This window comes from Faecalicatena orotica (assembly GCF_003149245.1).
GTDB classification, from domain to species: Bacteria; Bacillota; Clostridia; order Lachnospirales; family Lachnospiraceae; genus Faecalicatena_A; species Faecalicatena_A orotica.
In genome coordinates, this window is sequence record NZ_QGDL01000017.1 from 46,097 (window position 1) to 72,263 (window position 26,167).

The 26,167-nt window shown below is 43.9% G+C and carries 18 protein-coding genes and 2 pseudogenes; all 20 read right to left on the bottom strand.

The annotated features are described in order from the left end of the window. Positions 1 to 145: 145 nt before the first annotated feature. Complete coding sequence (locus A8806_RS22420; protein ID WP_109733456.1) at positions 146 to 1,558, bottom strand: relaxase/mobilization nuclease domain-containing protein; 1,413 nt, start codon at positions 1,556 to 1,558, stop codon at positions 146 to 148. 66 nt (positions 1,559 to 1,624) lie between these two features. Continuing rightward, positions 1,625 to 3,124: a hypothetical protein gene (locus A8806_RS22425; RefSeq protein WP_109733397.1), complete on the bottom strand. Its 1,500-nt coding sequence runs from the start codon at positions 3,122 to 3,124 to the stop codon at positions 1,625 to 1,627. Between the two features lie 225 nt (positions 3,125 to 3,349). Then, complete coding sequence (locus A8806_RS22430; protein WP_109733398.1) at positions 3,350 to 3,784, bottom strand: hypothetical protein; 435 nt, start codon at positions 3,782 to 3,784, stop codon at positions 3,350 to 3,352. Between the two features lie 106 nt (positions 3,785 to 3,890). Further along, the gene (locus tag A8806_RS22435; protein ID WP_109733399.1) at positions 3,891 to 4,226 is read right to left on the bottom strand and encodes a plasmid mobilization protein; all 336 of its coding nucleotides are present in this window, start codon (positions 4,224 to 4,226) and stop codon (positions 3,891 to 3,893) included. Next, positions 4,226 to 10,393 (bottom strand): annotated as a pseudogene (locus A8806_RS22440) (MutS N-terminal domain-containing protein); the annotation flags it as partial. The gene A8806_RS22435 and the pseudogene A8806_RS22440, both read right to left, overlap by 1 nt. A 545-nt stretch (positions 10,394 to 10,938) precedes the next feature. Further along, positions 10,939 to 11,430 carry a TnpV protein gene (locus tag A8806_RS22445; protein WP_465220393.1) on the bottom strand — a complete coding sequence of 164 codons (492 nt, stop codon included), beginning with the start codon at positions 11,428 to 11,430 and terminating at the stop codon, positions 10,939 to 10,941. Positions 11,431 to 12,048: 618 nt separating this feature from the next. After that, positions 12,049 to 12,279, bottom strand: coding sequence for a transposon-transfer assisting family protein (locus A8806_RS22450; RefSeq protein WP_109733401.1), 231 nt, complete (start codon positions 12,277 to 12,279; stop codon positions 12,049 to 12,051). Between the two features lie 2 nt (positions 12,280 to 12,281). Continuing rightward, positions 12,282 to 13,640 (bottom strand): YodL domain-containing protein, encoded by a 1,359-nt coding sequence (locus A8806_RS27205; RefSeq protein WP_465220394.1) that lies wholly within the window; start codon positions 13,638 to 13,640, stop codon positions 12,282 to 12,284. Beyond that, positions 13,623 to 14,603 (bottom strand): annotated as a pseudogene (locus A8806_RS27210) (ArdC-like ssDNA-binding domain-containing protein); the annotation flags it as partial. The pseudogene A8806_RS27210 and the gene A8806_RS27205, both read right to left, overlap by 18 nt. Before the next feature lie 77 nt (positions 14,604 to 14,680). Continuing rightward, on the bottom strand, positions 14,681 to 15,235 hold the full coding sequence (locus tag A8806_RS22460; RefSeq protein WP_109733403.1) for a hypothetical protein: 555 nt from the start codon (positions 15,233 to 15,235) through the stop codon (positions 14,681 to 14,683). Between the two features lie 97 nt (positions 15,236 to 15,332). Then, positions 15,333 to 17,390, bottom strand: coding sequence for a DNA topoisomerase 3 (locus A8806_RS22465; RefSeq protein ID WP_109733404.1), 2,058 nt, complete (start codon positions 17,388 to 17,390; stop codon positions 15,333 to 15,335). Between the two features lie 4 nt (positions 17,391 to 17,394). After that, positions 17,395 to 17,559: a hypothetical protein gene (locus A8806_RS26320; protein WP_181368834.1), complete on the bottom strand. Its 165-nt coding sequence runs from the start codon at positions 17,557 to 17,559 to the stop codon at positions 17,395 to 17,397. Further along, the gene (locus tag A8806_RS22470; protein ID WP_109733405.1) at positions 17,559 to 18,272 is read right to left on the bottom strand and encodes a DUF4366 domain-containing protein; all 714 of its coding nucleotides are present in this window, start codon (positions 18,270 to 18,272) and stop codon (positions 17,559 to 17,561) included. Before A8806_RS22470 ends, A8806_RS26320 begins: the two co-directional genes overlap by 1 nt. Then, the gene (locus tag A8806_RS22475; RefSeq protein ID WP_109733406.1) at positions 18,259 to 18,510 is read right to left on the bottom strand and encodes a DUF4315 family protein; all 252 of its coding nucleotides are present in this window, start codon (positions 18,508 to 18,510) and stop codon (positions 18,259 to 18,261) included. Before A8806_RS22475 ends, A8806_RS22470 begins: the two co-directional genes overlap by 14 nt. 12 nt (positions 18,511 to 18,522) lie before the next feature. Then, complete coding sequence (locus A8806_RS22480) at positions 18,523 to 20,286, bottom strand: CHAP domain-containing protein (RefSeq protein ID WP_109733407.1); 1,764 nt, start codon at positions 20,284 to 20,286, stop codon at positions 18,523 to 18,525. A gap of 68 nt (positions 20,287 to 20,354) precedes the next feature. Next, on the bottom strand, positions 20,355 to 21,614 hold the full coding sequence (locus A8806_RS22485; protein ID WP_109733408.1) for a hypothetical protein: 1,260 nt from the start codon (positions 21,612 to 21,614) through the stop codon (positions 20,355 to 20,357). A 62-nt stretch (positions 21,615 to 21,676) separates the two neighbouring features. Beyond that, positions 21,677 to 24,079, bottom strand: coding sequence for a VirB4-like conjugal transfer ATPase, CD1110 family (locus A8806_RS22490; protein WP_109733409.1), 2,403 nt, complete (start codon positions 24,077 to 24,079; stop codon positions 21,677 to 21,679). Further along, complete coding sequence (locus A8806_RS22495; RefSeq protein WP_109733410.1) at positions 23,997 to 24,431, bottom strand: PrgI family protein; 435 nt, start codon at positions 24,429 to 24,431, stop codon at positions 23,997 to 23,999. Before A8806_RS22495 ends, A8806_RS22490 begins: the two co-directional genes overlap by 83 nt. A gap of 60 nt (positions 24,432 to 24,491) precedes the next feature. Then, positions 24,492 to 25,235, bottom strand: coding sequence for a hypothetical protein (locus A8806_RS22500; RefSeq protein ID WP_109733411.1), 744 nt, complete (start codon positions 25,233 to 25,235; stop codon positions 24,492 to 24,494). Positions 25,236 to 25,300: 65 nt separating this feature from the next. Continuing rightward, entirely contained in the window at positions 25,301 to 26,164 is an 864-nt protein-coding gene (locus tag A8806_RS22505; RefSeq protein WP_109733412.1) for a VirB6/TrbL-like conjugal transfer protein, CD1112 family, read from the bottom strand. Positions 26,165 to 26,167: the final 3 nt, after the last annotated feature.

The window sequence follows — 26,167 nt, forward strand, 5'->3', positions numbered from 1 at the left end:
AAATGTTGAAGTAAAGTGGCAAGCAGGGCATAAGGGTGACCACCTTATGCTTTTGCTTGCTGGGGAGTATCCCCAATCCCCACTAAAACGATGATAAATCATCGTGCTACGCTCCCTTTGGGAGCTGATGAAATCACAGTGCAGCTTACCGCTGTTCCTGTGATTTTTCTTTTTCCTTTTGCTCCTGTTCCAGTCCCAAAAGTCGGTCGATATTCGCCTTTGCAGTCAGAATATCCTGCATTTCTTTTTTCGCCGTATGATACTGTCCGTATACTTTTTTCTTCTCCGAAAGCAAGTCTGCATATTCGGCTTGCAGGGTCTTAACTGTGGGAAGCTTTTTCACACTAAGTTCCTCAAAAGCCGCCTTTGCCGCCTTATGCAAGGTCAGCTCTGCACGGTGTTCCTCATAAAACTTTTTGGAGTAGCCTGCCTTGCGGTAATCGCTGTAAATATCTCGGGTTTTCGCATAGTTGAAGATGTGTTTTTTCAGCACCTGTATTTCTGCCATACGCTTTTCAGCGGTCTTAATTTGCGTGTTCAGCTCGTCAAAGGTAGCAGTACATTTCTTTGCCTTTTCCTCTAAATCGGAGTAGGCAAGGAGCTTATGTTCTTGCAAGAAATTGACGGTCTGTGCCATCTGCTTTAAATTGAAAATCTTTGCCCACTGCTCGTAGCCTTTGCCCTTGCCTTGCTGTAATTTTGCCTGTATATTCACAAGGAGATTAACGGATTTTTCCTGCCGTTTCGGTTGTTTGGCAGAGGTTTTTTTGACTTCTCTTTGAAGAGCTTTACCGTCAATAATCGCCTTAATTTCATCTTCCGAATATCCCTCGTCAAGAGAACGCAGGCGAATAAATTTTTTCTGCTCTGCACCTTTAAATGCGTAATGCTTACCGCTTTTTGTTTCATAGCCCGCACCTTGCATGAGCTGTAAAAACTCATCAAAGGTTTTAGGCTTTTGGGCAAGCACATCATCTATGGTCTGTCTTAATTTATCGGAGTGCGAGAGGGGCTTTTCATCGCCAAGCCATTTGCCGTAATGCCCCTTAGAGCGTTTGGGGTTTTTGATAATGGAAAGTCCGTTTTCAAGGCAAAGGCGGTCAGATATTTGAGCGAGAGCCTTACCGCTTCTCTTAAAATCTCGAAACTTTTTTGTACAGTCAAGAGAGGTGGAATTAAAGATAATGTGATTATGAATATGGGCTTTGTCTATGTGCGTGGCAACGATAAAAGCGTGGTTGCCTTTGGTGAAGCTCATGCCCAATTCATATCCGATTTTGTTTGCAAGCTCGGGTGTTATTTCCCCCGGCTTAAAGGCTTGCCGTATCTGATAGGCAATGACATTGCTTGCTTGTTTTCTGCCTGTAATATCATCATATTGCCGCTTAGAGAGCATAAACTCACCTTGCACGGTTTTAGGGTCGCACGCATAGGAGCTGATGTATTCGCCCTCGTTTGTTTTGTCAGGGTTTTTGGCATAATCGGTGCGGTCGGCAAGGCAATCGGCAATGGATTTTCCTTTGTTTTGGTGCATGGCAATTAAGCGTGTGGTAGCGATAATAACACCTCCTTTTGGGCAAGAAAAAAAGCACACCGTTTTTTTGGTGTGCTCATCTGAATAAAACTATATTTGAAAGTCTGCTAACCATTTCATTGTTAAGGCATAGTATTTTTCATCAAACTTGTCTGTGTATGACATCGCCCAAACTTCGTCCGCATCAAGAGTTATTTTGTTTACTCCATGTTCTTTGAAATATCCGAAAAAATCCAACTCGTCCATTGCACTTAGCTTTTCAATGTTCATCTGTCGGAATATCATATACTGAACAAATTCCTCGGAAGAGTGGCATTCTCTTGTTACTATATCCAAATCGTAAATATTCACTGCATACGGTATTAGCTGATTTTCTGACAACTGCAAATAGTTATAGATTTCTGATGGAATTGATGTAAAATTGTCCATCATAATGCTACATGGGAAATTCCATGTAGTGCTATTTATACTCACTTCATTGTCATTTTCGTCCACAAATGTACCGTCACCATTTAAGTGCTCAATAGTTCTTACCGATTGTTCATATGCTTTTCCAATAGCCTTATAGACATCATCTTTAATTGCATCTAAGTTTCCTCTAAGAGCAGGAAGTGTTAATAGTTTGCCTTTTGCTTCCGCAAAAACAGTAGCATTATTACTTTGGGCTGTAATATCAGCTTCAAATGTTTTGGTGTTTGGTGGATATTTTAAGGATAGATGTACAGTATCAAAAAGACGTAAAAAATACTCTTTTGCTAATTGCTCGACTACATCACCTCTGTTTTTCGTATATCGAGCTACTACATCTTGAGCAAATTTTTTCTCCGTAATGAAAGTATAATGAAATATTTTAGGGAAATTGGAGATTGTTGAAACAGGTATTGGCATATAAATATAGTTTCCAAAGTCAACAAAAGGTTTCGCATATAATGGATTAAAATCATCTGTCGAAACAGCTTTTAAATCGGCATCCCCCGGTTTAATTGAAAGGTAGCAAAATAAGCTGTCAATTTCAGCTTTATCAAACTTTTTATAAAGCATTTCCTTAGGTACTTTAAATCCATGCGACTGAATTAAAGCTATTTTATTAGTAGAACTATCTGCTACAAGTAAAATACTCATGTAAAATTGATATGTAAACATGACTACTTTTTGACACGTTGAAAATGAAAACCCATATGTGTTTTTCAAATCTTCATCAAATGGCTTATAAAATCTCTCCGCAGCTTCCATTAACTGAAATTGATAGGCATCTCCACGGAACGACATATTCTTTAACTTCATTAAGGTTGACTTCAAAACATCTTGTTTCTTGTCATCACTCGCATTCATATTTTCAAAAACTATCTTGAATATGTTATCAATAGCAGGAGCAAACACCATAGTTGCGGTCTGCTTTAATTCTTCATAATCATTTGATAAAAAGGGGGTGGCTTCTGTACTATTCTGTCTAATTACATTTGCTGCCAACCACTCACTGGCAGGAATGCGACAATCCGATAATGCTTCATCTTTATCTGCGGACATTAACAAAATTGCATTGAGTAAATCCTCTGTTTTATAGTTTTTCATCATATATTCTAAGTTCATCCTTTTACCTCCTAACCCTGACAGCTTAATTATATCGCACATCACATAAAACTACTACACTTCCTTTATAAACAAAAAGCAAAAGCCTTACCATAAAGCAAAGGTCAAGATAAACGGATTTTCGCTGCCCTTGCTTTATGGCGGCACTCCTGCTGTGCGGCAATTAAGGGGCAATAGCACACAAATGCTATCGCCCCTTCGTAATTATATACTATGTCTTTAATTCTATACGCTCGTGACTACAAGTTTATATTGTGGATTTGAAATTGTTTTCGCATAAACAGCAGCAGTTCCAAAATATTTGGAACCTGAGAATTTACCAATTCGTGTCCGCTCTAAGCTGTCATTAGCATCTGGAAAACCTTTAGCAATAGGAGTATATCCATAAGCTTTCATGACAAAGCGCACCATCCACCCGATATTACGTCTATTTGGTGCATTACAATCTTCCGCATTGTGGTTAAGAGGAAATAATTTGCAGTCTGCAAATTTGTCCTCCAACTCTTTTACTACACCAGTCAGCGCTGGAAGTCCCACTTTTGACATAGCAATCATCTGATTAACTGATTCCGGTTGACACAAGAAGTCCATTATCTCGTTTGTATCAGAATTGTTAGGTATTGAACTGTTTTTGAAAAAATCTGCTGTAATTTTATTCATTTTCTCTACCTCCTCCATATATCTATAAAGCGATTTGCTTCATAGATATATGGTACGCTGTTTTTACCGTTCTGTCAAGTCTTTGTAGCAAAATGATTCAAAGATTTCAAATTGCCGCAAGCCTTAACATAATTTCCTCCGCAGCTTCCCAAAGCCTGTCATAGCTTTTTCGCAAATCCTCAATGTCCTCTTCGTAAATACTACCTGTTTCATGTGCCCGTTTGGTGAGCTGATTAAGACTGTTACTCGTTACTCTCAGCACCCTTACAAGCTCTCTCACATCGGCGGTATCAAGATGAATAATAAGCCCGTCAATCGCCATTTTGCGGAGGTAGGCTTCAGTGTTTTTTGTGCCAAGCTCCTGCATTTTTTGGTCTATCAGCTCTTTTTCCTGCTCGGTTACTCTAAGCTGAATACGGATATTCCTCTGTCTGTTCGCCATTAGCGTTCCTCTCTTTCTGACTTGGATTTTTTGGGGTGTGTAGTACCTTTTTGCGGTGGCTGCTTTAAGCTGTCCAAGATAGAGGGTCGCTCCCGTTTGGCTACCACCTCATTATCCTTTGAGGGGGCAAAACGCATGGCACTCATATTAAGCTCTCTGTCGAGAACAACAAGCCGTGCGGTTTTGTCCTTTAGCTCCTGTTCCTGCGCAAATGGCTTTTGCACCTCCACCTTTGCCGCTGCCTGCTGATTATAGAGGTTTTCCAGTTCCTTTTGTACCGCCTGTAACCGTCCCTGCATACCGTTTAGGGCATTGTCGATACGGGTGAGATTTCCCCTTGCATCAAGCCCCAATTTCGCCGTGTGGCTCATTGCTCTTTTGAGGGTGAGGGTATGCTCGTTGCCAAAGGCAGCATAGCTCAAATACATGGTAAATCTTTTGTAACTGCCGATTTCCACAGGGTCGCTATTTTTCACTTCCTTGCAGGCTTCGAGGATTGCCGCCCCTGCATTGTCCTTGTCAGTGAGGGTATCGCCCTTAATGGTAATCTCAAAATCATCTTTAGGTAGCTCACCGCCCTGTGGCTCTTTGGGAGTATGCTCTGCCAGTGTCACAATGTCCTGTTCAAAGCCTTTGATGTAGCCCTTATGACGTTCAATGCTTTCGGGGAAATGCTTCAGCAGATTATCTTCCAAGCGGTATTTTGTGCTTTGGTAATTGGCTTTTAACAGCTTCAGCCTTGCGACTTCAATATCCAAGTCCATTTTTTCCTTAATCAAGGGGTTGCCTGCACACAGAGCCTTAATTTCTGCATAGGAGAGTGCAGCTTCGTCTATATCCTCACAGGAACGGACAGGGGATTTTGAGGTCATAATCTGACTGATAAACTTCTGCTTGTTTTCCACCGTCTGCCAAAGATACGCATCAAAGGTGTCCTCGGTGACATAGCGGAAGATTTTTACCTGTTCGTTTTCATTACCTTGGCGGACAATTCTGCCGGAGCGTTGGGTCAAATCCCCCGGTCGCCACGGGCAATCTAAATCGTGCAAAGCCACAAGGCGGTCTTGCACATTCATGCCGGCACCGCATTTGGCGGTACTGCCGAGAAGAACACGCACATCGCCGTTACGCACATTTGCAAACAGTTCCTTTTTGCGATTATCGGTATTGGCTTCGTGAATAAAAGCTACTTCGCTTGCAGGCACACCCTTTGCGATGAGCTTATCCCGTATGTCCTCATATACGCTAAACCTAAACTGTGCTTCGGGCGTTGTTACATCATCGGGGAGAGCATCTTCAAGAGCGTGTAGCTCTACACCGTTAATCGTGCTGCCGCTTGCCTTTGCTACACGTTCAAGTTTAGGTCTGCCTTTTGGGGTGGACAGGTCGCAGAACAAGAGCTGTGTCAGCTTTTCGTCCTTGCCGTCCTCCCATATCCGCAGAATATTGTTTACACAGGTGTTTACCTTGCTTTCGGGGTCATCGGGCAGCATAGAATTTATCACTCGTTGGTCAAGCCCCAATTTTCGCCCGTCTGAGGTCACTTTCAGCATATTGTCGATAGAGGGGTCTATGCGGTCATTGTGTATTCTTGCGGCTCGTTCTGAAAGCTCCTGCACCAGTTCCTGCTGTATCTCGGTGGGCTTTGCAACCACCGTTTCATAGATAACCTCGGGAGTTGGCAAGTTCAGCTCGTCAGAGGTCTTGATGTCGGCAACTTCCTTGAACATCGACATAAGCTCGGGCAGATTGAAAAACTTTGAAAACCTTGTGCGTGGGCGGTAGCCCTTGCCCTCGGGGGCAAGCTCATTTTGGGTCACCGTTTCCCCAAAGGTACTCGCCCAAGCATCAAAATGGATTAAACCTTTTTCTCTAAGGGTGTCATACTGCAAATATCGCTGCATGGTGTATAGCTCCACCATTGAATTGCTCACTGGGGTGCCTGTGGCGAATACCGTACCTCTGCCACCTGTCAACTCGTCCATGTAACGGCTCTTTAGGAACATATCACTTGATTTTTGGGCATCGGAGGTGGATAGCCCTGCTACATTTCGCATTTTCGTGAATGTGAAAAGATTTTTGTAGCTGTGGGCTTCGTCTACATAAAGCCTGTCTACACCTAACTGTTCAAAGGTAACAACGCTGTCCTTGCGTTCCCTTGCTTCCAGTTTTTTCAGTCGTTCAATCAGTCCCTTTTTGGTGCGTTCAAACTGCTTGACGGTAAATCCCTCACCGCCGCTTGACTTTACTTCCCGTATGCCTTGCTCAATTTCATCAATCTGCTTACGGAGCAAGCGTTCCTGCCGTTCCAAGGAAACAGGGATACGCTCAAACTGGCTGTGTCCGATAATCACGGCATCATATTCCCCTGTGGCAATTCTCGCACAAAACTTCTTGCGGTTTTTTGTTTCAAAGTCTTTCTTCGTGGCCACCAAGATATTGGCGGCAGGATAAAGCCTTAGAAACTCGCTTGCCCATTGCTCGGTTAAATGGTTAGGTACGGCAAAAAGTGGCTTTTGGCATAGCCCAAGCCGTTTGCTTTCCATTGCTCCTGCAATCATTTCAAAGGTTTTGCCTGCACCTACTTCGTGTGCAAGCAGAGTGTTGTTGCCATAAAGAATATGGGCAATGGCATTGATTTGATGTTCACGGAGCTTGATTTGTGGGTTCATACCCACAAAATTGATATGGCTGCCGTCATACTCTCGGGGTCTTACGGAATTAAAACGCTCGTTGTATAGCTTAACAAGGGTCTGCCGTCTGTCGGCATCTCTAAAAATCCAGTCCTTAAATGCGTCCTTGATAAGCTGCTGTTTTTGCTGTGCAAGCTGTGTGGCATCTACATTGAGTACACGGATTTCCTTGCCGTCCGGCTCGGTCTTTGTATCATAGATACGTACATCACGGAGATTAAGGGTATCTTCAAAGATTTTGTATGCGTTGGCTCTGTCTGTGCCGTAGGTGGCATAGGCGGCAACATCATCATAGCTTATGGAGTTTTTGGCAGTTACGCTCCATTCCGCAGTGAAATTGGAGTAATTGACCTTGATACTGCCTTGATTGCGGTAAGGGGTGTCAAAGAGCTCATACATAAATTCCTGCATATACTCTTTGTCAATCCATGTGCTGCCGATACGCACCTCAATTTCGCTTGCATCTAAATCCTTGGGCTGCGCCTGTTTTAGTGCTTCTACATTGACTGTGTATTCCGCAGAAGTGTGGGCGGCAAGCTCGGCGGTGCGGAGCTTTTCACGGACATTGCCCGAAAGGTATTCGTCTGCTGTGACATAGTGGGGCGGTGCATCGGTGTGGTATAGTTCGGGTACACGGAAAATAACCCCTTTAAGCTGTGCCGCAATTTCTTCTTCCGATAGCCCTGTCAGCTCTGCCATAAAACACAAATCCACTTTTGCTTTTTCGGAAATGGATACGGCAAGAGCTTCAGAGGGAGTGTCCACGCTTGTGATATTTGCGGCTTTTTTAATCGTTCGTTTGGTGAACATATCCGCCTTAGCTTTCAGTTTGCCGTCCTCGTCCACATCTTCAAGGGAGCATAGGAGGTAGTAGGAGTTATCCTCGCTAAAGGCAAGGGCATTGCCGCGGCTGTTAATTAGCCCATATTTTGCGGTAAACTTATCGTAGAGCTGATTGAGCTTTTGTTGCTCTGCCTTAATTACCTCATCGCTAAAATCTTCAAGCTGATAATAGATAAGGTCGTTTACACACTCACGCAGCTCCACAAGTCCTGTGACACGCTCTTTTGCAGTCTGATTTAGAGCAGGCTTTACCATGCGGGAGTTTTCACGGAAGTAAACCTCACCGTCCACAAGGGTGTAGGTGTGATTTTTCACATTGGGGTCGGCAGGGATAGACACTTGCTCGGAGATTTCTATATCGGGCAGATCCGCTACGCTGATTTCGCCCTCAATGTTTTGTACAGCCGATTTGAGCTGTTCAGATAGCTCTGCACCCTCTATGGGAACGCAGGCACTTTCCATACCAAACTGACCGCTGACCATTTCCATATTACCCAGTATCATTTCGGGGTGGCCTGCAAAATAGCTGTTTAGGGAGATGTCATTTTCATCAAGTCCAAGGTGTATCCAATCCCTATCCACATCAATGGGTCTGTCACGCTTTTGCAGAAAGATAATATCACTGGTAACTTCCGTGCCGGCATTTTGACTAAATGCGTTGTTTGGCAAGCGGATAGCTCCAAGTAGTTCAGCTCTCTGTGCAAGGTATCGTCTGACCTCGGGATTTTTCTTGTCCATCGTTCCCTTGGAGGTGACGAAGACAACAATACCGCCGGGGCGGACTTTATCCAAAGCCTTTGCGAAAAAGTGGTCGTGAATGAGAAAGTTTTGATTATCGTAGCGTTTTTCACTGAGCTTGTAGTTTCCAAAGGGAACATTGCCGATAGCAAGGTCAAAAAAGCTGTCGGGTAGGTCTGTTTTCTCAAAACCTGTAATGGCGATATTTGCACTTGGGTAGAGCTGTTTTGCAATCCTGCCTGTAATGCTGTCAAGCTCTACACCATAGAGGTTAGAGCCTTGCATACTCCCGGGGAGCATACCGAAAAAGTTGCCTGTGCCGCAGGCAGGCTCTAAGATGTTGCCAGTGGTAAAGCCTACTTGCTCTACGGCATCATAAATTGCTTTAATGACGGTGGGAGAGGTGTAATGGGCATTAAGGGTGCTTGCCCTTGCCATTTCGTACTCGTCCTCGGTTAAGAGGTCTTTTAGCTGTAAATATTCACCGTGCCAGTTATCTTTGGTTTCATCAAAGACATCGGGCAAGCCGCCCCAACCGACATATTGGGACAGGGTTTCCTGTTCTTTTTTTGTGGCAAAGCGATTTTCACGCTCAAGGGTCTGCAAGGTAGTGATAGCGGCGATGTTTCGCTGAAACTTCTCTCGTTTGTTGCCCTTACCTAAATGGGTATCGGTAATGCGAAAGTCCTCGGCTTGCTCCTGCGCCGCCTTAGTTTGAGGGTAACGCTCCAAAAGCTGCAAAAAGCTGTCACGGCTCTCAGCTCTCAGCACAGGATAGAATAAAGAGGGGTCACGCAGGGTCACTTGATGGTCGGTGATTTCCTCAATGAAAAAAGGCGTACCGTTTTCAAGATAGACCGTATCGCCTTTACTGTAAGGAATAGGGGTAATTTTCGCTTGTTTTTCTTCGGAAGGGAGTACCTTTTGCACAACCTCCCACATGGTTTTGACTTCATTGGGGGTAAGCACATCAAGGGCATTAATGTTGTTCCATTTATTGCCGTAAGTGTCGGGAATAAAAAATCTGTTCCAATCCTTGCCGTCCGTTTCAAATACAATACGCTGTTCGCTGTACTCTTTGAGAACAAGCCCATTGAGGGCAAAACGCTCCCATATTTCATTGGTGGCATTGACCTCAACCGTTACTAAATAGCTGTTTTCCTTAATCTTAAAAACATCGGGGTTTTGGGTATCGTACATATCTAAGGTAATTTCCACCGCATTGCTTGGTACAGCTTCTACGGCAGGCTGCTCCGGCTCACCAAGAGAGGTAAACGCACCCTTTGCCACAAGCTGACCGATATGCCGTTGTACCTTTGCCCAAGACAGCTCAAGGGATAAGTCGCCTTTGGTAACGGTAAAAGCAGGGAGATTACCACCGTATTCGTTCTTCAGCCAGTCGGCTGTACCACGCTCACGGCTGTGGTCTTGCATATATGCAATCACCCTTGATTTACTGTCCTCGTTGCCGTTCCAGTGGAGCAAGGTGGTTTCAAGATCAGATTGGGTAATTTCCGCCACAATTTCGTGTGTATCGGCTTTCACGGTGTCGGTAAGTGGTACTTGTGGCTGTGGCTCTGCCTCAACCTCTTTTATCGGCTCACTTGCGGTGGAGCGTATAAAATAAGGCTTGCGTTCGCCGTCATCCATAGAAACAAGCACTATATTTCTTCCGTTGTCCAACAGCTTTTGGGTGTACTGCTCAAGCACATGGTCGGGAAAACCGCACATCGGCACACGCTCATCGTCAAAGCCTATTCTGCGGTAGTTTGAACGCAAGTCGAGGGTATTTGCTACAAACTCTGCATCATCTCCAAGGACTTCATAAAAGCTGCTCAACGGATACATCACAATGTCATCGGGGTACTCTGCCTTTATATCAAGATAGCCTTGATAAAGAGGTGTCACCTGTGATAAATGCGGAACAGGCTCGGGAGCTGTGTTTTGAAAGGTATCGGCAAGGTTAAAGTCAAGCTGTTTACTCTCAAAATTGTGAAAGTAAATGTATATCGTGTCGGGAGCTAAAGTAATGGAAAAATCTTTATCCTTGCTAAGTTCCGATAGAAACCTGTTGCTATATATCGCTTCGTTAATGGTTATTTCATCGGTTTTATCTTCACGGTTGAAATAGGTAAAAGCATCGTTACCGCTGAATGATGCCGCCGGACTTCCGATGTAAATGGATAGGTTTTTCTTCTTGCTTGAGATATGCTCCCATACTCTTAGCTCGGGCTTTTCTGCATAAAATGTGCCTTTATACTTGGTATCTAAGCTGTTGAAAAAGTCTACAAGCCAGTTTGCGAGTAAATTCTCGTTTTTAGTCTCAAGGGATAGTTGCCCGCTTTCGGGCATAGAAAAAGCGGACTGACCTTGCGTTTTTATACGCTCTTGCCTGTCCGCCATATTCTGTATTTGCTCCTGCTCGGTGGGGAATAAGGTTAGCTGTAAACCAGTTCCGTCAAAATCAGTTCCTCCGCTTGGGCTTTGAGGTTGTTCATGTGTCCCACCCATGCCATCTGATTGCTCATCTTGTCGGGCGGTGTCTGTGTTTTCGTGAGGTCTGCCATTATCTGCTCCAGTCTGCGGCTCGCTGTCTTGTCTATCTCCAGTAGGTGAGCTTGCAGCTTCTCGCTCAGTAACAGATGATTGAACAGAGCTTTGCGGTGTTCCTGTAAGTATGTTTTCCTCATTCTGCCGTACTTGCCGAGGGGTTGTGTCGGTTGCTCCGATAGACTGATGCTCGATATCTGATAGTCCCCGTTCTTCTGATAAGTGATGTTGTTCATGTTCATTGCTCCTTTCACGGTCTGTTTTTGTAATGGTAATGGCGATTTGTCTAAAAACCTGTTCGCTTTGTTCGCTGACCGCCGTACCCAAAAGGCTGACAGCAGCAGAGGTGTTAAAATCAAAGACGGGTAGAAAATCCTCATGCTCAAAATAGCTCTCGGTATCCAGTCCGCATCGCTTCATAAGGGTGTAGGCTATGCTGACGGTGGCGGCATTTTCAAAGGCTACCTTTAGGTTATCTTCGTCATAGTCCTCTAAAAAGCTATCTACTGCCAAATAGGATAAATCCTCTTTATTGTTATCATAATACTCTGCCGCTAATTCCTTTGCAATGTTGTAAAAGCCGTCAAGCAGATTATCCGCATTTACATCAAACTTATCTGCAAGCATTTCTAAAAGTGGCTCGGTATGGTGTTCTTTCATTTCCCAAAGGAAAGGGCGGCGAGAGTTATCTCGGCCGCCCGTATCAGAAACATCAAACACATATTTTAATCTTGGTCTTTCGCCTGTGGCATCGAGCAATGCAATGCCCGTAGATCCACGGCGAACAAATCTGTTCATTTTATCGTTCCACAGCTCATATTCGGCACAAGCCGTTGCATCGGGTCTTTGTGCATGAATCATAAGCTGTTCATGGTAGGGGTATTTGTATAGCCGCCCCACAGTGGCAAGAAAGCCTGTCCAGTTAGCAAGGCTACTTGTCAGTCTTTCGGCGGTATGCTCTGCAAGCTGTGCAAAGACTTGTGCTTTTGTTGGCATTGTTAGTCCTCCTGTTCCTCAAAATCGGGAATAAGCTCACCCGAAAGGCTATCAAATTCCTCGTCACTCATAGCCGACAGCTTACCTATAACTGTCTTGGTGAGGACAAGTAGCTCGGTTTCTTCGTCTGAAAGGTGGCTTTGCATTTCCGAAAGCTCAAAAAGCAAATCTGCCCTCGAGCCTGTGTTATAAATGCACATCAAATTACTTTCCTCTACTGTAAATCTGCTCATAATCATAACTCCATTTCCGTACCTTTTGAGGGTGCTTTTTTTGATTTTTCTTGTGTCTGCGGTGGCTTCGCTACAAGCTGTTCCATAACCGATTGTTTTTCCTCTCTGCGTGTGGCATCAAGCAAATCCATAAGGGAGATAGGTGTGCCACTTTTGGCTTCTTCCTCGAGCTGTGCCACAGTGGGCTGATTGTTGATGATATCATCAATCTGATTGTAGTTCTGCTCGGTGGATAGCTCGGCGGTACGGAGGGGGGTATCCTCGTTTCGGATAGCAAAGGCACGAGTGCCGTTGCCCATAATGAGGTACGCTCCGTTATCCGATGAATGGTGGTAGCCATAGCCTGCCTGTTCCATTTGCTCCTTTGTCATGGTGGTGAGAGAAAAACTGCCCCGCGGGGTATCAATTCTTTCGCCTGTTACAAAGCTGTCCGGCACAAGGGGTGTCGGCTCTAAAAATTGCGGCAGCTCCACAAAATCAAAGCTATCGCAGTAATGGTATGTTACAACACCGCTTTGCTTAATGGCAACGATGTCGCTGACAGACAAGGAGTGCCCTTTGAAGTCAGCAGGGTGGTCATTGTTAAAACGCTCCCATATTTCCTCCAGTCTGTCCCTTTGGGTGGCATAGTTGGTAAACGGCTCGGAATAGACGAAGTTGTAATTGTCATGTTCTACGGTCAGCCTTTTGCTATTTATCCAGTCCAGTCCCTCGAAGCGATAATCTCTAAGCTCTGCACCGTCCTTTAGCTGATAAATGGCGAAGGCGTTATCGGTGCGTTCCAAAAAGAGCTGTTCTGACATATCGGGGAAAGATTTACTATTTCCCTCACGCTCCTGCAAGGCAAGCCAGTCTGTTTTTTCAATACTGAACAAGCCATCGTGATTATCAATATCTTCACGGTCAAAAGCCATTGCTTCGGTGTTGTCCTCATATAGCAGATACACCGTTAAATCCTGCTCCCATAGCTCGGCGGCTCGTTCCTTTGAAAGTGGCAGCAGTTCATCGGCGGTATAGCCATAGGCATTACGGTCATCAATGCTCACTGTTGGGTCGGGCATGGGATAATCATGTTGGATAGGCTCATCAATCCGCTGTTCCTCGGCAGCTCTGCTTTCAAAATGCTCCTTGAGGTCATCAAAGCCATTCCAAACATCGTCAAGCACCAGTTTGCCGTCACCGTCCACAATGACACAGGCAGCACCGTCACCGTGTTCCTCATGTTCAAGGAGAAAGTATTTCGTGCTGTTCACCACCTCGGTATCAATGACATACCAAGTGCCTATATGTCCATCTACCTCAATGTTATAGCCGTCCTCTGTAATTTGCCCCTTGTTGGGGTCGGGGGCTTGCTCAGGCACAGAGGTTTCGGCGGTCAAATCAATGCCACGCTCTTTAACAATCTCGGCAAAATGAGTATCAATGCCGGTTATCAGCTCCGATGAGGTTTTGTTGATGGTTTCCAGTGAAGCACGAATCTCGGCAAGCTCCTTGCCCTTGCTCCAAGAAGCAATATATCCCAAGCTGTTCTCGGCGGTCTGTATGCCGTAATAGCTACAAACAGCAAAGGAAATACTTTCCGCTTCAACTTCCTCCGTGTTGCGGTTTTTGGGCTTATTAGGTTTTGCATTTTCACCTTGCTGTGTTTGCAGCTCTTTTTCCACTTCTCGGTTATGCAAGAGAGAATGTGCCACTTCGTGAATAGCAGCAGAAACGGTCTGCACCTCGCTCATACCCTCACGGATTGCAATTCGCTTTTTCTCTGTGTGATAGTAACCGTCCGTATCCTTGGGCAATGGTATAATCTCAATGGGAACAGGAGAGGTGCGTTTAATGGCTTCCATGAAGACCTCAAACTGTTCCACATTTCCTGTCAGATTGCTTGCGAGAGTGGGAAGTGGCTCACCCTCGGTTTGGGACACATCAAACACAGATACCACACGAAACATTGGTATCTGTACTTCTACCTCCTCGGTCTGCACCTTACCGTTTGCATCAAGAATAGGGGCTTTTGTCTGTGGGTCGAGTTTTTCCAGTTCCTCCTTAATTTTGTACGGAGTGGGTGCAATGATTTTAATGCCTTTTTCGCCCTTTTTGACAAAGCGTGAAAAGCCATCTCGCCATTTGTTAAAGCCTGCCACAAGGGTAGCATCGGGCTTTTGCATGGAGATGAGCAGGGTGTTGTTCAGTGAGTATTTATGAAAGCGGCTCATTGTCTGAAGATAGCTTTTGTATTTGTCGCTCTCAAAAAGCTCCTTAATACCAGTTTCAATGCTGTCGGTTATTTCTTTTAACCGTTCTTTGTGATTTTGCTTTTCTGCCATAGATGGTACTCCTTTCTATTTTTGGGCACGAAAAAAGCACCTACCAAGATGGCAGATGCTTTATAATCTGTTGTGATTTATTTATCTGATAGGGATTTAAAATTGTTAATAACGTCCGAAATCGTTTCAAACCTACTATTACTATCAAAGCCTTTATTATACTCGCCATAATAATGTGCGTAAACATTTACATCTGTGTTGCTTGTTAAGAATGCAATATCATCATTCATGTGGGTTAATGCTTCTTCCATCAATGCTTCAATCTCAAGTAGCTCATCATTATTATATTTACGAATTAAATCCTCCACACAAAAATCCATGTGCGGGGCGACAACCTTTCCTTTGTACATAAATCCTAAACCGATTGTATGAAATTCTTTTTTTGTATATACCACATAAGAATAATAACTATCTGTTTGTTTGTTGATTAAGGTTAGTCCGCCTTCATCAATAATAATTTCTTTTATCTTATCAAAATCAATGTTGGAATGCCGTCCAATGGTAAGCGGCGTATTAAGTTCTTTGGATAAATCTTGGACAATGATATTCTGGTGTAGTTGGCTAAGCAGTCTGTGAATTTCTTTATAGCGTTCTTCTAAGTATTTGCATTTGCTTCTAAATTCCTCTTTCATAATTAAATCTCCTTATCAAACGTAGTGACTATGTAAAATTTAATTATATTTTACCATACAAATCCGCCAAAAGTCCATTCACAAACTAACAAAATTTCTATTTTTTGCCAAACTCCATTTTAAAATTCACAAACTGCCCACCTGTATCATCAAGAACAGCAACACAATCGTATGTCTTGCCTGTCTTTTCGGAATAGCAGCCAGTGAGGGATACTTTCCCGCTTTTCAAAAGCTCCGTAACAATCGTTTTTGTTACGGTCTTTTTCTTTGCTGTAAAAAAGCAGTTTTCTTTCCAAATGGCAAAGCCGCAAGCCCTGTCGGAACAACAAAAGCCCTTTTTGTTCTCGGTAACAGTACCGCCGCAGCGAGGGCATTTGCCAATGCTCTCACGGTGTGATGGGAACAGGGTATCAGCTCCCTTAATCATTTCATAGGTCTTTACAAGGGCAGAGATCATATCCACAATCTCGGATAAAAAAGCATTGGAGGTCAGCTCTCCACGCTCCACAAGTTTCAACTTTTCTTCCCATTCGGCGGTCATCAATGGGGATTGCACCTGTTCCGGCAGTACGGTAATGAGGGCTGTGCCTTTGTGGGTGGCAGTGAAATATTTCACCTTTTTATCGCCTTTTCTTTCTGCAAGTCCTGACTTAATCAGCTTTTCCAAAATGCCTGCTCTTGTTGCCGGAGTGCCAATGCCTTTACGCTCGGTATCAACCTCGGCTTTGTTGGCATTTTCCATAGAAGAAAGCAGGGTGTCGTCTGTAAAGGGCTTGGGCGGTGAGGTTTTGCCCTCCTTAATTTCAGCCTTTGCGGTCAAGACATCGCCCTGGGCGATACTCGGCAGGGCTTGGTCTTTTTCTTCTTTTTCCTGCTCGCCTTTGTAAAGTCGCTGCACCGCCTTAAAGCCCTCTTGGGTGACGGTCTTGCCCTTGGTAGTAAAAACAGCCCCACCGCATTTTGCTGTGATAACTGTTTCACTGTATCGGTGGGCATCGCCTATGGCAACTAAAAGACGAATGGCAAGGAGCAGCAGCGTTTCACGCTCTCCGGCAGGTAAGTTCTGTACATCAAGCCCCTTGATATTCATAGTGGGGATAATGGCATGGTGGTCGCTGACTTTGGAGCTGTCAATGACCTGTGCTGTGTTTACAGACAGTTTCTCTTTAGGCATAAAAAATTCCGCCGTAGCGTTGGCTAAGACGGAAAGACTATTTTCCATATCCTCGGTTAAAAATCGGCTGTCTGTTCGGGGATAGGTGATATATTTCTTTTCATAAAGGCTCTGTGCATAAGATAGGGTCTGCTCGGCGGTAAAGCCTAACAGCTTATTTGCTTCACGCTGTAAGGTGGTAAGGTCATAGAGCTTGGGCGGTTTTTCTGTCTTTTCCTTTTGCTCCACACTCTCTATGGTAACGCTCTGACCGTCACAAGCCTGTAAAATTGTCGTAGCCTGTACTTTGTTTTTCAGCTTTTCACCTATAAGGGAAAATCCATTACAGGCAAGATGTACGGTATAAAACGGCTCGGGCTTAAAAATGGAGATGGCGGCATCATGCTCACAAATCATGGCAAGGGTGGGCGACATCACTCGCCCGACATTAAGTGTCTGCCCATAAAGAACAGAGAAAAGACGGGTGGCATTGATGCCCACAATCCAGTCGGCTTTTGCCCTGCACAGTGCCGCTTGATAAAGGTTGTCATATCCCTTGCTGTCCTTTAGGTTTTCAAAACCTTTTTGAATGGCGGTATCCTCAAGGGAGGAAATCCAAAGTCTTTTAATAGGCTTCTTACAGTTTGCTTTCTCATAGACAAGACGGAAGATGAGTTCGCCCTCTCGCCCTGCATCGGTGGCACAGATAACGGTGTCCACTTGGCTGTCATTTAACAGCTTTTTCAGCACATCAAACTGCTTTTTGGTACTGCTTGAAACATTGTATTTCCAATGGTCGGGAAGTATGGGCAAATCCTCATACTTCCACTTTGCATATTTTTCATCGTAGCTGTCAGCGGCGGCAAGCTCTACCAAATGCCCAACACACCAACTGACGATATAACCGCCGCCCTCGGTGTAGCCGTCCTTGCGGCTTGTTGCACCTAATATTTTGGCGATACTCTGTGCAACGCTTGGTTTTTCGGCAATAACTAACTGCATATTCTTATCCCTCCTTATCCTGCTTTGTGGTTTCAACTTTTTCATGTACGATAATGAGCTTGCGGATTTTCTGCTCCTTTTTGGGCGGTCTGCCCTTGGCAGGAGCAGAGGAATACTGCGGCTTTTGCATCATCATTTTTTCATATACGCTATCAGTAAAATAGGTCATTACACATCGTCCTCGCTTTCCTCTGCAAAGTCCTCCTGTTCCTCAGTGACAGGCTCGTATTCCTCATCATCGTCATCATCACTGTAATCATATTCGTTTACATTAGGATTGCTCTGTGGCTTCGCCTTGTTCTTTACTACCTTAAAATAATAGAAAGCACCGCCGCCTACCAAGCCAAATACAAGTAGAAGTGCCAAAATACCCATAGGGCTTGATTTCTCTTTTTCGGGCTGTGGCTCGTCAGTAGGTTCTGTTACTTCGGGTGCTTTTCCTGTACATTTTGTTTTATCGGTGCTGCATACAGGGCAATCGGCATTTACCGCACCCACTTCGCATTTGTCCGTGCAAGAGCAAACTTTTGGCTCAACGGTGCCGTCCTCCATAAGGGCAAGCAGGTCGGCTTCATCTACCATATTCAGCAGATAAACATTGTCCTCCTTGCTTGCACGGTCAATGACAAGGTAGAAGTAGTTGCCGTTTTTGGATACGGCGGTAATAAATTGCTTATCAATCTCGTCTGTTCGTTCCAAATCGTCCACAAGGGTTAAATTGCCCTCGGGGGTAAGGGGAACGGACGGTGTTTCGGTCTGCTCGGGTTTGGGAGCTGTGGTATCTTCGCAACCGCCACTGGCAAAGGCTGTGGCAGAAAAAGCGGTAAAGCAAAGCACCGTCATAATCATAACGGCAAAAATACGGATTTTAGTTTTCTTCATTTTTCATTTCCTCCTGTTTTTCAGATGAAAAAGGCACACCGCTTTTGCTGCGGTATGCCGTAATCACATCGGTTAAGTTTTCTGTGCTGATTTTTGCACCTCGGATAAGCCCGATAATTTCAAGGTTTTCAAACTCGGTCTTTTGCTTGTTCAGCTCATTCCATTTTCCTTGCAAAAGCTCCATTTTATCCTCGATTTTCTTCATATCGGACAATACTTTTTTCAGTTTTGCGTTCAAATAGTTTCCTCCTTAATTCATTAGTCCATAGCCCATAATCACGCTGCTGTTTAGGTCATAATCTCTGACTTTACAGACATCGCCGGAGTTACCCTCTACGGTGTAGACACGGCTGCCATCTGTGCCGATAACAATGCCCACATGGTCGGAGCTGCCATCGTCCTCCCAATCAAAGAAGATAACATCACCGGGGGCAATGTCGCTGTATCCACGGTTTGCCCATCGTCCATTAGAGGAGAAGTACGGCACACCTTGGCTTTGGCAGGCGGCAAACTTAGGCTCACTGTATCCTGCTTGATTAAGCACCCACGACACATAGCAGGCACACCATTCCACACGGCTGTTAAAGCCATACCATGACCAATAAGGCTGACCGCCCACATTGCCCACCTGTGAAAGTGCAATATCCACGGTATTTTGGTTGCCCGATCTTTCGCCGTTTACAAATTCAACACCGCTTAAATCGGTGGAGGGGCTGCCGTCTATTGAGCCACCGCCAAAGAGCAGAGGTTTGTTGCCCTTGGTTTGCAGATAGACATTGTACATTTTTAGCTGTTCGGTGGTAAGCAGGCTGTTTGCCACTGTATTTATGGACTTGTTGGTGAGCTTCACATTTAAGATGTAGTAGTTATACGGCACTTCCACAGTGTAAGTGTCTGTATGAGTGTTTCCGTCCTCATCTGTCCATGTGTCCATCCTTGTTTCGGTGCGGTAGTGTACCTCTACCGTTTTGGTAAGAGTGAGCGTGTATTGCTTTTCAAAAACTCTTTGTAATTCGCCCTGCACCTCGATTGCCTTGAAATATTGCTGCAAGGCGGTAAGGTAAGAAGCGAGCTGATGAGGGTCGTGGTTGATAGGGGCTAAATCATATCGGTATTCGTCATAGCCCGAATAATCTCTTTCAATATTGTTAATCTGATTTTGTAGTGCCGTTTCCAGTGCAGTGTAATCGTCATTTGCGGCAATAAGTTCCTCATTTTCAGATGTGTAAGAGGTAGACACTACATTTGATATTGCTCCTTGAAACATTACTGAGCAGGAGGACACCGCACCACCAATGACCGCAATGAGTAGGAACAAGGCAAGGATAATAAGCAGCACCTTTGGATTTTTGGCGATTGCAGCTGCCGACTTTGACACCGTATCCGCACCTTTTTTAACCGCTGATTTAGCGGTGGTGGCTGTGGTTTGTGCGGCTTTTGCTCCCTTGCCGTAATGGGTGGCAAGGTACTGCTTTTTAATTGCCCTCTTTTGCTGAAATCGAGAAATAGGGTTGCTTGCCGCCTGTGGGTTATCCCTCAAACTTTTCTTATAAAGAACATTTACATCGGCTTGTATGCTCTTTTTCTCTGCCTTTGCCAAGTTGCGGTAGGGCTTTAGCTTGTGGGAGTGGTAGGCACTTTGCATACGGTGAACTGTAAATTCTCCTGCCTTTTCCGTACTATGTGCCGCTTCAAGCCCCACATTGTCTTGCTCATCTTCACTAATTTTTTTGTGAATAGAAGATAGGGCGGCTCTTTGCGGAGCTTTTTTAATGCCATGCGTAAGTTTAGAGGACGGCTTTGGTTTATCCACTTCCTCAAAATGCAAACGCACCTTTGCTTTGCCTGTTTCGGCATCAAAGGTGCGTTTTTTGGTCTTAATTTTCTTTTTGGGTATCTTGGACTGTGCTTTTTCCAGTTTATCTGCCGCTTTTTCTGATTTTGTTATGGGCTTTTCTAAAGTGGGGTCGGCTCGTTCTTCTTCGGTAAATTGTAGCTTTGATTGTCTTTTCATAAGACCTCCTTTCTTGATTTTAGGCATAAGAAAAGCGCCGCTGTCATAGCGACGCTTTAGAAAATAAGTTAAACAAATAAGTCAAATACTACAAGCTGCACTGCAATAGAAGTTGAACTCAATTCATCTTTCACAAACTCACAAACCCATTCGTTTGCTTCTACAGAAAGTTTGTGCTTGCATAGCGCGTTTGTAGACAAAGAGTTCTCTATAACTTTTAGCAACTTGCAAAAATCCTTATTATCTTTATTGAAAATAATAATTGAAGTTTTAGCATCTCTCCAAGTGGTATAGCTGAACAACTGTTCAATAGCATCCAGTAGGTTCTTTTCGCCATGCCATATTTTACACTCACCTATATAAGCAGCTTTGTTTTCAAACTGTATATGTATATCTGTTTTCCCAACTTTACTAAATGTTTCAGCAGATGCAATTCCTTGGTAGTGAGTGTTCAGGTTTGATAATATAACATCTCGCAATTCTTCTTCACTAAACTTGGCAAATGTTCGAGCTGTTTTTTCCATTGATGTGCCGGACAAATGAATAATTCGTTTAATATTATCGTAATCGTGTGAAGAAATTTGATATTGCTTTTCAGGCGGCTTTGCTTTAGGAATTTCCGGCTTTCTGACAGTTGCTTTTTTCATTGCAATCGGTGTAATATTGGGCGCATTTGGATTTAGTTTGAGCGGAATATCTAATTTCTCACCCATTAAGACAAAATCGTTTGCTTTCTTTTTCCTGTTTTCCAATGCAGAGCGGACGCAATCCTCTAAGCCTTTATTATAACTTTCCACCTCCTGATTTATATGTTCTATTGTATCAATATACGTTTTGAATTCTTGCGAAATTTTTGATGCAATAAACTCTTTTGCGTTTTCTTTTTCTTGTAATTCTTGTTTAGTGTATTCAAGTGTGAACGTAATTTCCCCATATTTTTCTTCGGTGCTTTTAACAATGCTTTCGACAGGAAAGCGTGACATGTAAAAGGTAGATGGTCTTAAATAAAGCAATTCACTATCACCATCAAAGGGAATTGAAAATGTAATTTTATAACCATCAATTTGATAATATTCGGGTTCATAGTCACTATGTCTGCTAAAATGATTATATTTTCTAACAGTAGTTTCAGATAAGTTTTGTGTGATATTGTCCATAAATAAAGTAATAGGTTGTAGCTTATATTCATCGACAAAATATACAGCCCATTCATCAAAATCTGCTGTTAAGATTTTTTCGTCAGAAAAGCCTTTGATTGTAGCAATCATCTTCTCTGAATGTGCTCTGAATGTTGCCGTAGTTTCGCCTTTATTAAAAAGTTCAATCATTAGTCCACCGCCCTTCTATATGTTGTATTATACCACCTCCTTTCTCCAAAATGTAGCACTCTTTATGAATTTGCTCTTAGTGTTTCATCTAACTTGGTAGTCATAATGCTGTAAAGCTCGGTGTTTGTCGGGAATTTGTCCACAAACGGCAGAATAACATTGCCATAAAAGAGCAAGCCCTCACCGACACCGCTGCCTGTCACATAAGAGAGCTGATGAGGGGAAATGTTGAGCTGCTTTGCAAGGATAGCCCTGTCGCCTGCGGCTTGGTTGAGCATATACACAAAGTCGCTGTTTTCAAAGATATTCTCAATTTCACGAGAGGATAAAAGGTCTTTGATGTTCTGTGTAATGGCTGTGGGAATACCGCCCCATTTACGAAAGCGTTTCCAAATCTCCACCGAATAGGCGGCGGTCTGTTCCTCCTTTAAGAGCAAATGAAACTCATCCATGTAATAACGGGTGGAGCGTTTCTCCGCACGATTTATGGTTACTCTGTTCCAAACTTGGTCTTGCACGATAAGCATACCGAGCTTTTTAAGCTGCTTGCCAAGCTCCTTAATGTCATAGCAGACAATGCGGTTTGTAATATCCACATTTGTCCTGTGGTTGAAAACCGAAAGGCTACCCGTTACATAGATTTCAAGAGCTGAACGGATATGCTTTGCTTCCTTTTCCTCCTGTCTGCCCAGTGCATCGTAAAGGTCGCCTAAGATTGGCATTTTGACAGGATTGGGGTCTGCAAGGTACTCTGCATAAACAAGGGTAACACAACGGTCAATAATGGATTTTTCAACGGGGGTCAAGCCCTCCTTGCCACCGACAATTAGCTCACAAAGGGAAAGGATAAAATCACTCTTTAGGGCAAGGGGGCTATCGTCCTCGCTATAATTGAGGTTGATGTCCATCGGGTTGATGTACTGACTACTCGTGGGCGATATTTTAATAACCTGTCCTTTGAGCCGTTGCACAAGGGAAAAATATTCTCCCTCGGGGTCGCACACAATGATGTCGTCTGTGGTAATCAGAAACACATTGGTGATTTCACGCTTAGCGGCAAAGCTCTTGCCACTGCCGGGCGTACCGAGGATTAGCCCGTTGGGGTTTTTAAGCTGTTTGCGGTCTACCATAATAAGATTGCTTGAAAGAGCGTTCAGCCCATAGTACAAGGCTTCACCGCCCGACTGGAACAGCTCCTGCGTGGTAAAGGGTACAAAAATAGCAGTGCTTGAGGTGGTTAAGCTCCGCTGGATGGGTACAAGGCTTTTGCCGAGAGGAAGAGAGGACATAAAGCCCTGTTCCTGCTGATAGTCAAGCCTTATGAGGGTGCAGTTGTGCTTGTTGGCAATACCGCTTGCTTGCAGCAGGATATTATCCAACTCCTTTTTGCTGTCAGCAGTGTTCAGCACAAGGAATGTCATTAAAAACATTCGCTCGTTGCGGCTCTGCAAGTCAGCAAGGAGCTTTTTCGCTTCACCGCCGTAGGTAGCAAGGTCAGAGGGGATTATGTCCATATCATAACCGCTGCGGACAGCCTTTTTTTGCTCCTCAATTTTCATCTTATCCAAATCGGTAATCTTACGCTTAATGGTCTTGATAGCTTTCATCTGGTCTACCGACTGAATGTGCATGGTCACAATGAGGTTGCTTTCCATTTCTAAAAAGTCCGACAGCACACGGTCATTCAGTTCGGGAGCGAGTATCTGCAAAAAGGACACCGCACCATATTTATCCCCTGTTCTGAATGTGCCTTTTTCCTTAAACTCAAAAGAGGACGGAGCAATAAAGTCCTTTGTACTAAGCCCCGAGGGGGCAAGCCATTTCCATTCAAAAGCAAAAGGGTCGTTGCCATTCATTCTAAGAATATTGTGTATGAGCTTTAATCGCTCCTTACCGTCAAGAGAAGAAAGCTGTACCCCAAGCCGTTTAAAGGCATTCCAAAGGTCGTTCTCAATGCGTTCAAGACGAGGTTTTGCAATTTTGATATTATCTGCTTCGATGCCGAAAGTGAGATACTTTGTTTTTACAAGCCCGTTGTTACCCCTTGAAAGCTGATTATGCAGCATTTCTGTGTATTCTGTTCGGATACTGTCAAAATCATCTGCTTGTGGAGTGATGAAAATGCTTTTTTCATAGTCCTTTGCGTTGGCTGTGGTATTAAGGAATGTGAGCTGAAATTTGATAGTGCTGTCAAAGTAGTTGAGGAAGTCGCACCAACTTTCAAAGATGGCGGTCTTGTCCTCGTTCTGTGCAATCTGATAATTGATGTCACCAAATTGCAGGGTTTTGGTGTAGAGCTTATCGCCTACATGACAAATGCCATCGGGGAAGATGTGGCGGTAAGGGATACTGTCCTGTGCCGATTTTACTCCTTTTGGCTTATTATTCGCCCTCTGCACCGCTACGGCGATGTTTTGTTTTTCTGCCCGTGTGAGCTTTATGGGCTTCTTTTCGATTTTTGACAATGTTATTTACCTCCCTGTCTAATTGATATTGCCTTTCCAATAACGGATAAAAATTATCCGTCCTGTAAGGTCTTTGTTTGGGGTTCAGAAAACGCACCGCCACATAGTTTTTGAGTATGACCTCAAGGGGCTGACCGTGCTTTTCGTACATGGCAAGCATAAACAGCGGCAGCATGAGAAACATCATCACTAGTACCGCAGGGCTGATGCCGATATGGTCCTTGAGAATGAAAAAAGGCGGTAAGCCTACCGCCAGTGCCGCCGAAAAGCAAATGAGCTGCCGTTTGGTGAGGTTAAGCATTACCTTTATTTTTACATTGCTTAAATCCTTGGGGATTGGTACATAAGCCATAAAATCCTCCTTCTTGGCAACAAAAAAGCAACCGCTTTTGCGGTTGCTATGCCATATTTTTTATTCAAATACTACTTCACAATATAGAAACTCAAATATCACTAACTTTACTGTTATTTGTCCCTCGCTGTTGAGATATACTTGATAACGATATTGTTCGTCTTGCACTACATTCCAAAAGGCAAGAGCCATGACCTCTCCAGTTTTTACATTTTGGGCTATGAAAGGCACGAACACACCTCTCGACCCAACTTCAGGAGCTTTATCCATTTCGGGGATTTCGTTAAAACCCAACATCACTTCATCTGAAATATTGAATGCAAACTCATACCATATTTTTGCTTTAACATCATCAAAGTTTATATGGTCAAATTCAAAGCCTGCATGGCATCTTGCAAGTTTGAATAGTATACGAAGCATTCTTTCTTCATCGGGGTTGTAATATACTTTGACATCCTTTTTTTCTATCTGCTCTTTAAGCGTTTTATGCAATTTTTCATCTTTCTCAAGCCTAACAATGGTCTGCTCTTGTTGATGGTAATCGGCGTATACTTGGCTTCTCAATACATCCAAAAAACATGAGAGATATTTTTCGTCCTCTGAATACCCATTGTTGCACTCAAAACAAGCAGGAATGGTTGCCAAATTTTCTGGATAAGGCTCAATTAAAAATGCCTTAGATGGTATATGTTCTCTTGTTGTAGCAACACTACCACAATATATACAGCCGTTATCTTTAGATTTTTCCCATGAGGTATAGTATCCTGCTCCACTATTACCGCCAAGTCTTTTTCTTTGCTCCATTTTTCCACCTCTTTTGTTATATTATATCATTTAACATAAAAATCATATAGAGCAAATCTGTTAATTTAGTGGGCTGAGAAAATGCTCTTTGCCAATGTTCCTGTCTTAAAAAGGGCAAAGCAGAGCAGCACCGTGTACATCATGCAAGTCCAAATGGCTCCGATGGGGTCGCCGTCCGTTGCAATAGACTGAATGAGTACCGCATAAATGCCAACGCATACCATAATCAAAAAACCTTGAAATGCGAGAGCAAGCAGAGCCTTAATATAGTTTTGCCCCATGTTCCATTCCTTGCTCTGCATGGTGGCAATAGGAATTGCTCCAAGAGAGGTCATAAGGTAGATTTCAAGCATTCTGCCGTACACGATAATGAAGATACAGACGGTTAATGCCCACATGATTATCCCCATGAGAAAACTTTGCAGATACAGCCCCAAAAGCGAGCCTATATCCATTTCAAGCAGACTTTCACGCAGAGTTTCCAGTGTGTCAACACCCACGGCGGTATCGGTGAGAATTACCCCTGCCGCATCGGAAATAACCGATTGTGCCACATCAAATATGCCCATCATTACGGGGAATGTATTTGTGACCAGTACCACAGCAATAAAGGTTTTCATCATCCACTTGAAAATGTCCGAGGGTGGGAAGTCGTGTAGATTGTTTCTGTCAATGACCATTTGTATCAGCTCGTAGCACATCACAAAGGTCAAAATTATTCCGGCAATGGGCATGATAACGGTGTCCGATAAGTTTTGTATCATAGAAAAAACACCGCCATTCCATTGTGACGGTGTTTTTCCCACATCTCCGGCAATTCTTGCTACTTCCGAGTTGATGTTATCGAACAAGCCTGTTAAGTTACCCATAATGCCGTCAACGAGCAGATTGGTTATCCACTCGTTTATAGCATCAAGGATAAAATCCATAAG

Excerpts from the sequence above, each read along its gene's own strand:
- A8806_RS22425 (WP_109733397.1), bottom strand. The coding sequence starts at position 3,124 with ATGAACTTAGAATATATGATGAAAAACTATAAAACAGAGGATTTACTC.
- A8806_RS22430 (WP_109733398.1), bottom strand. The coding sequence starts at position 3,784 with ATGAATAAAATTACAGCAGATTTTTTCAAAAACAGTTCAATACCTAAC.
- A8806_RS22435 (WP_109733399.1), bottom strand. The coding sequence starts at position 4,226 with ATGGCGAACAGACAGAGGAATATCCGTATTCAGCTTAGAGTAACCGAG.
- A8806_RS22445 (WP_465220393.1), bottom strand. The coding sequence starts at position 11,430 with ATGAGGATTTTCTACCCGTCTTTGATTTTAACACCTCTGCTGCTGTCA.
- A8806_RS22450 (WP_109733401.1), bottom strand. The coding sequence starts at position 12,279 with ATGAGCAGATTTACAGTAGAGGAAAGTAATTTGATGTGCATTTATAAC.
- A8806_RS22460 (WP_109733403.1), bottom strand. The coding sequence starts at position 15,235 with ATGAAAGAGGAATTTAGAAGCAAATGCAAATACTTAGAAGAACGCTAT.
- A8806_RS22465 (WP_109733404.1), bottom strand. The coding sequence starts at position 17,390 with ATGCAGTTAGTTATTGCCGAAAAACCAAGCGTTGCACAGAGTATCGCC.
- A8806_RS26320 (WP_181368834.1), bottom strand. The coding sequence starts at position 17,559 with ATGACCTATTTTACTGATAGCGTATATGAAAAAATGATGATGCAAAAG.
- A8806_RS22470 (WP_109733405.1), bottom strand. The coding sequence starts at position 18,272 with ATGAAGAAAACTAAAATCCGTATTTTTGCCGTTATGATTATGACGGTG.
- A8806_RS22480 (WP_109733407.1), bottom strand. The coding sequence starts at position 20,286 with ATGAAAAGACAATCAAAGCTACAATTTACCGAAGAAGAACGAGCCGAC.
- A8806_RS22485 (WP_109733408.1), bottom strand. The coding sequence starts at position 21,614 with ATGATTGAACTTTTTAATAAAGGCGAAACTACGGCAACATTCAGAGCA.
- A8806_RS22495 (WP_109733410.1), bottom strand. The coding sequence starts at position 24,431 with ATGGCTTATGTACCAATCCCCAAGGATTTAAGCAATGTAAAAATAAAG.
- A8806_RS22500 (WP_109733411.1), bottom strand. The coding sequence starts at position 25,235 with ATGGAGCAAAGAAAAAGACTTGGCGGTAATAGTGGAGCAGGATACTAT.
- A8806_RS22505 (WP_109733412.1), bottom strand. The coding sequence starts at position 26,164 with ATGGATTTTATCCTTGATGCTATAAACGAGTGGATAACCAATCTGCTC.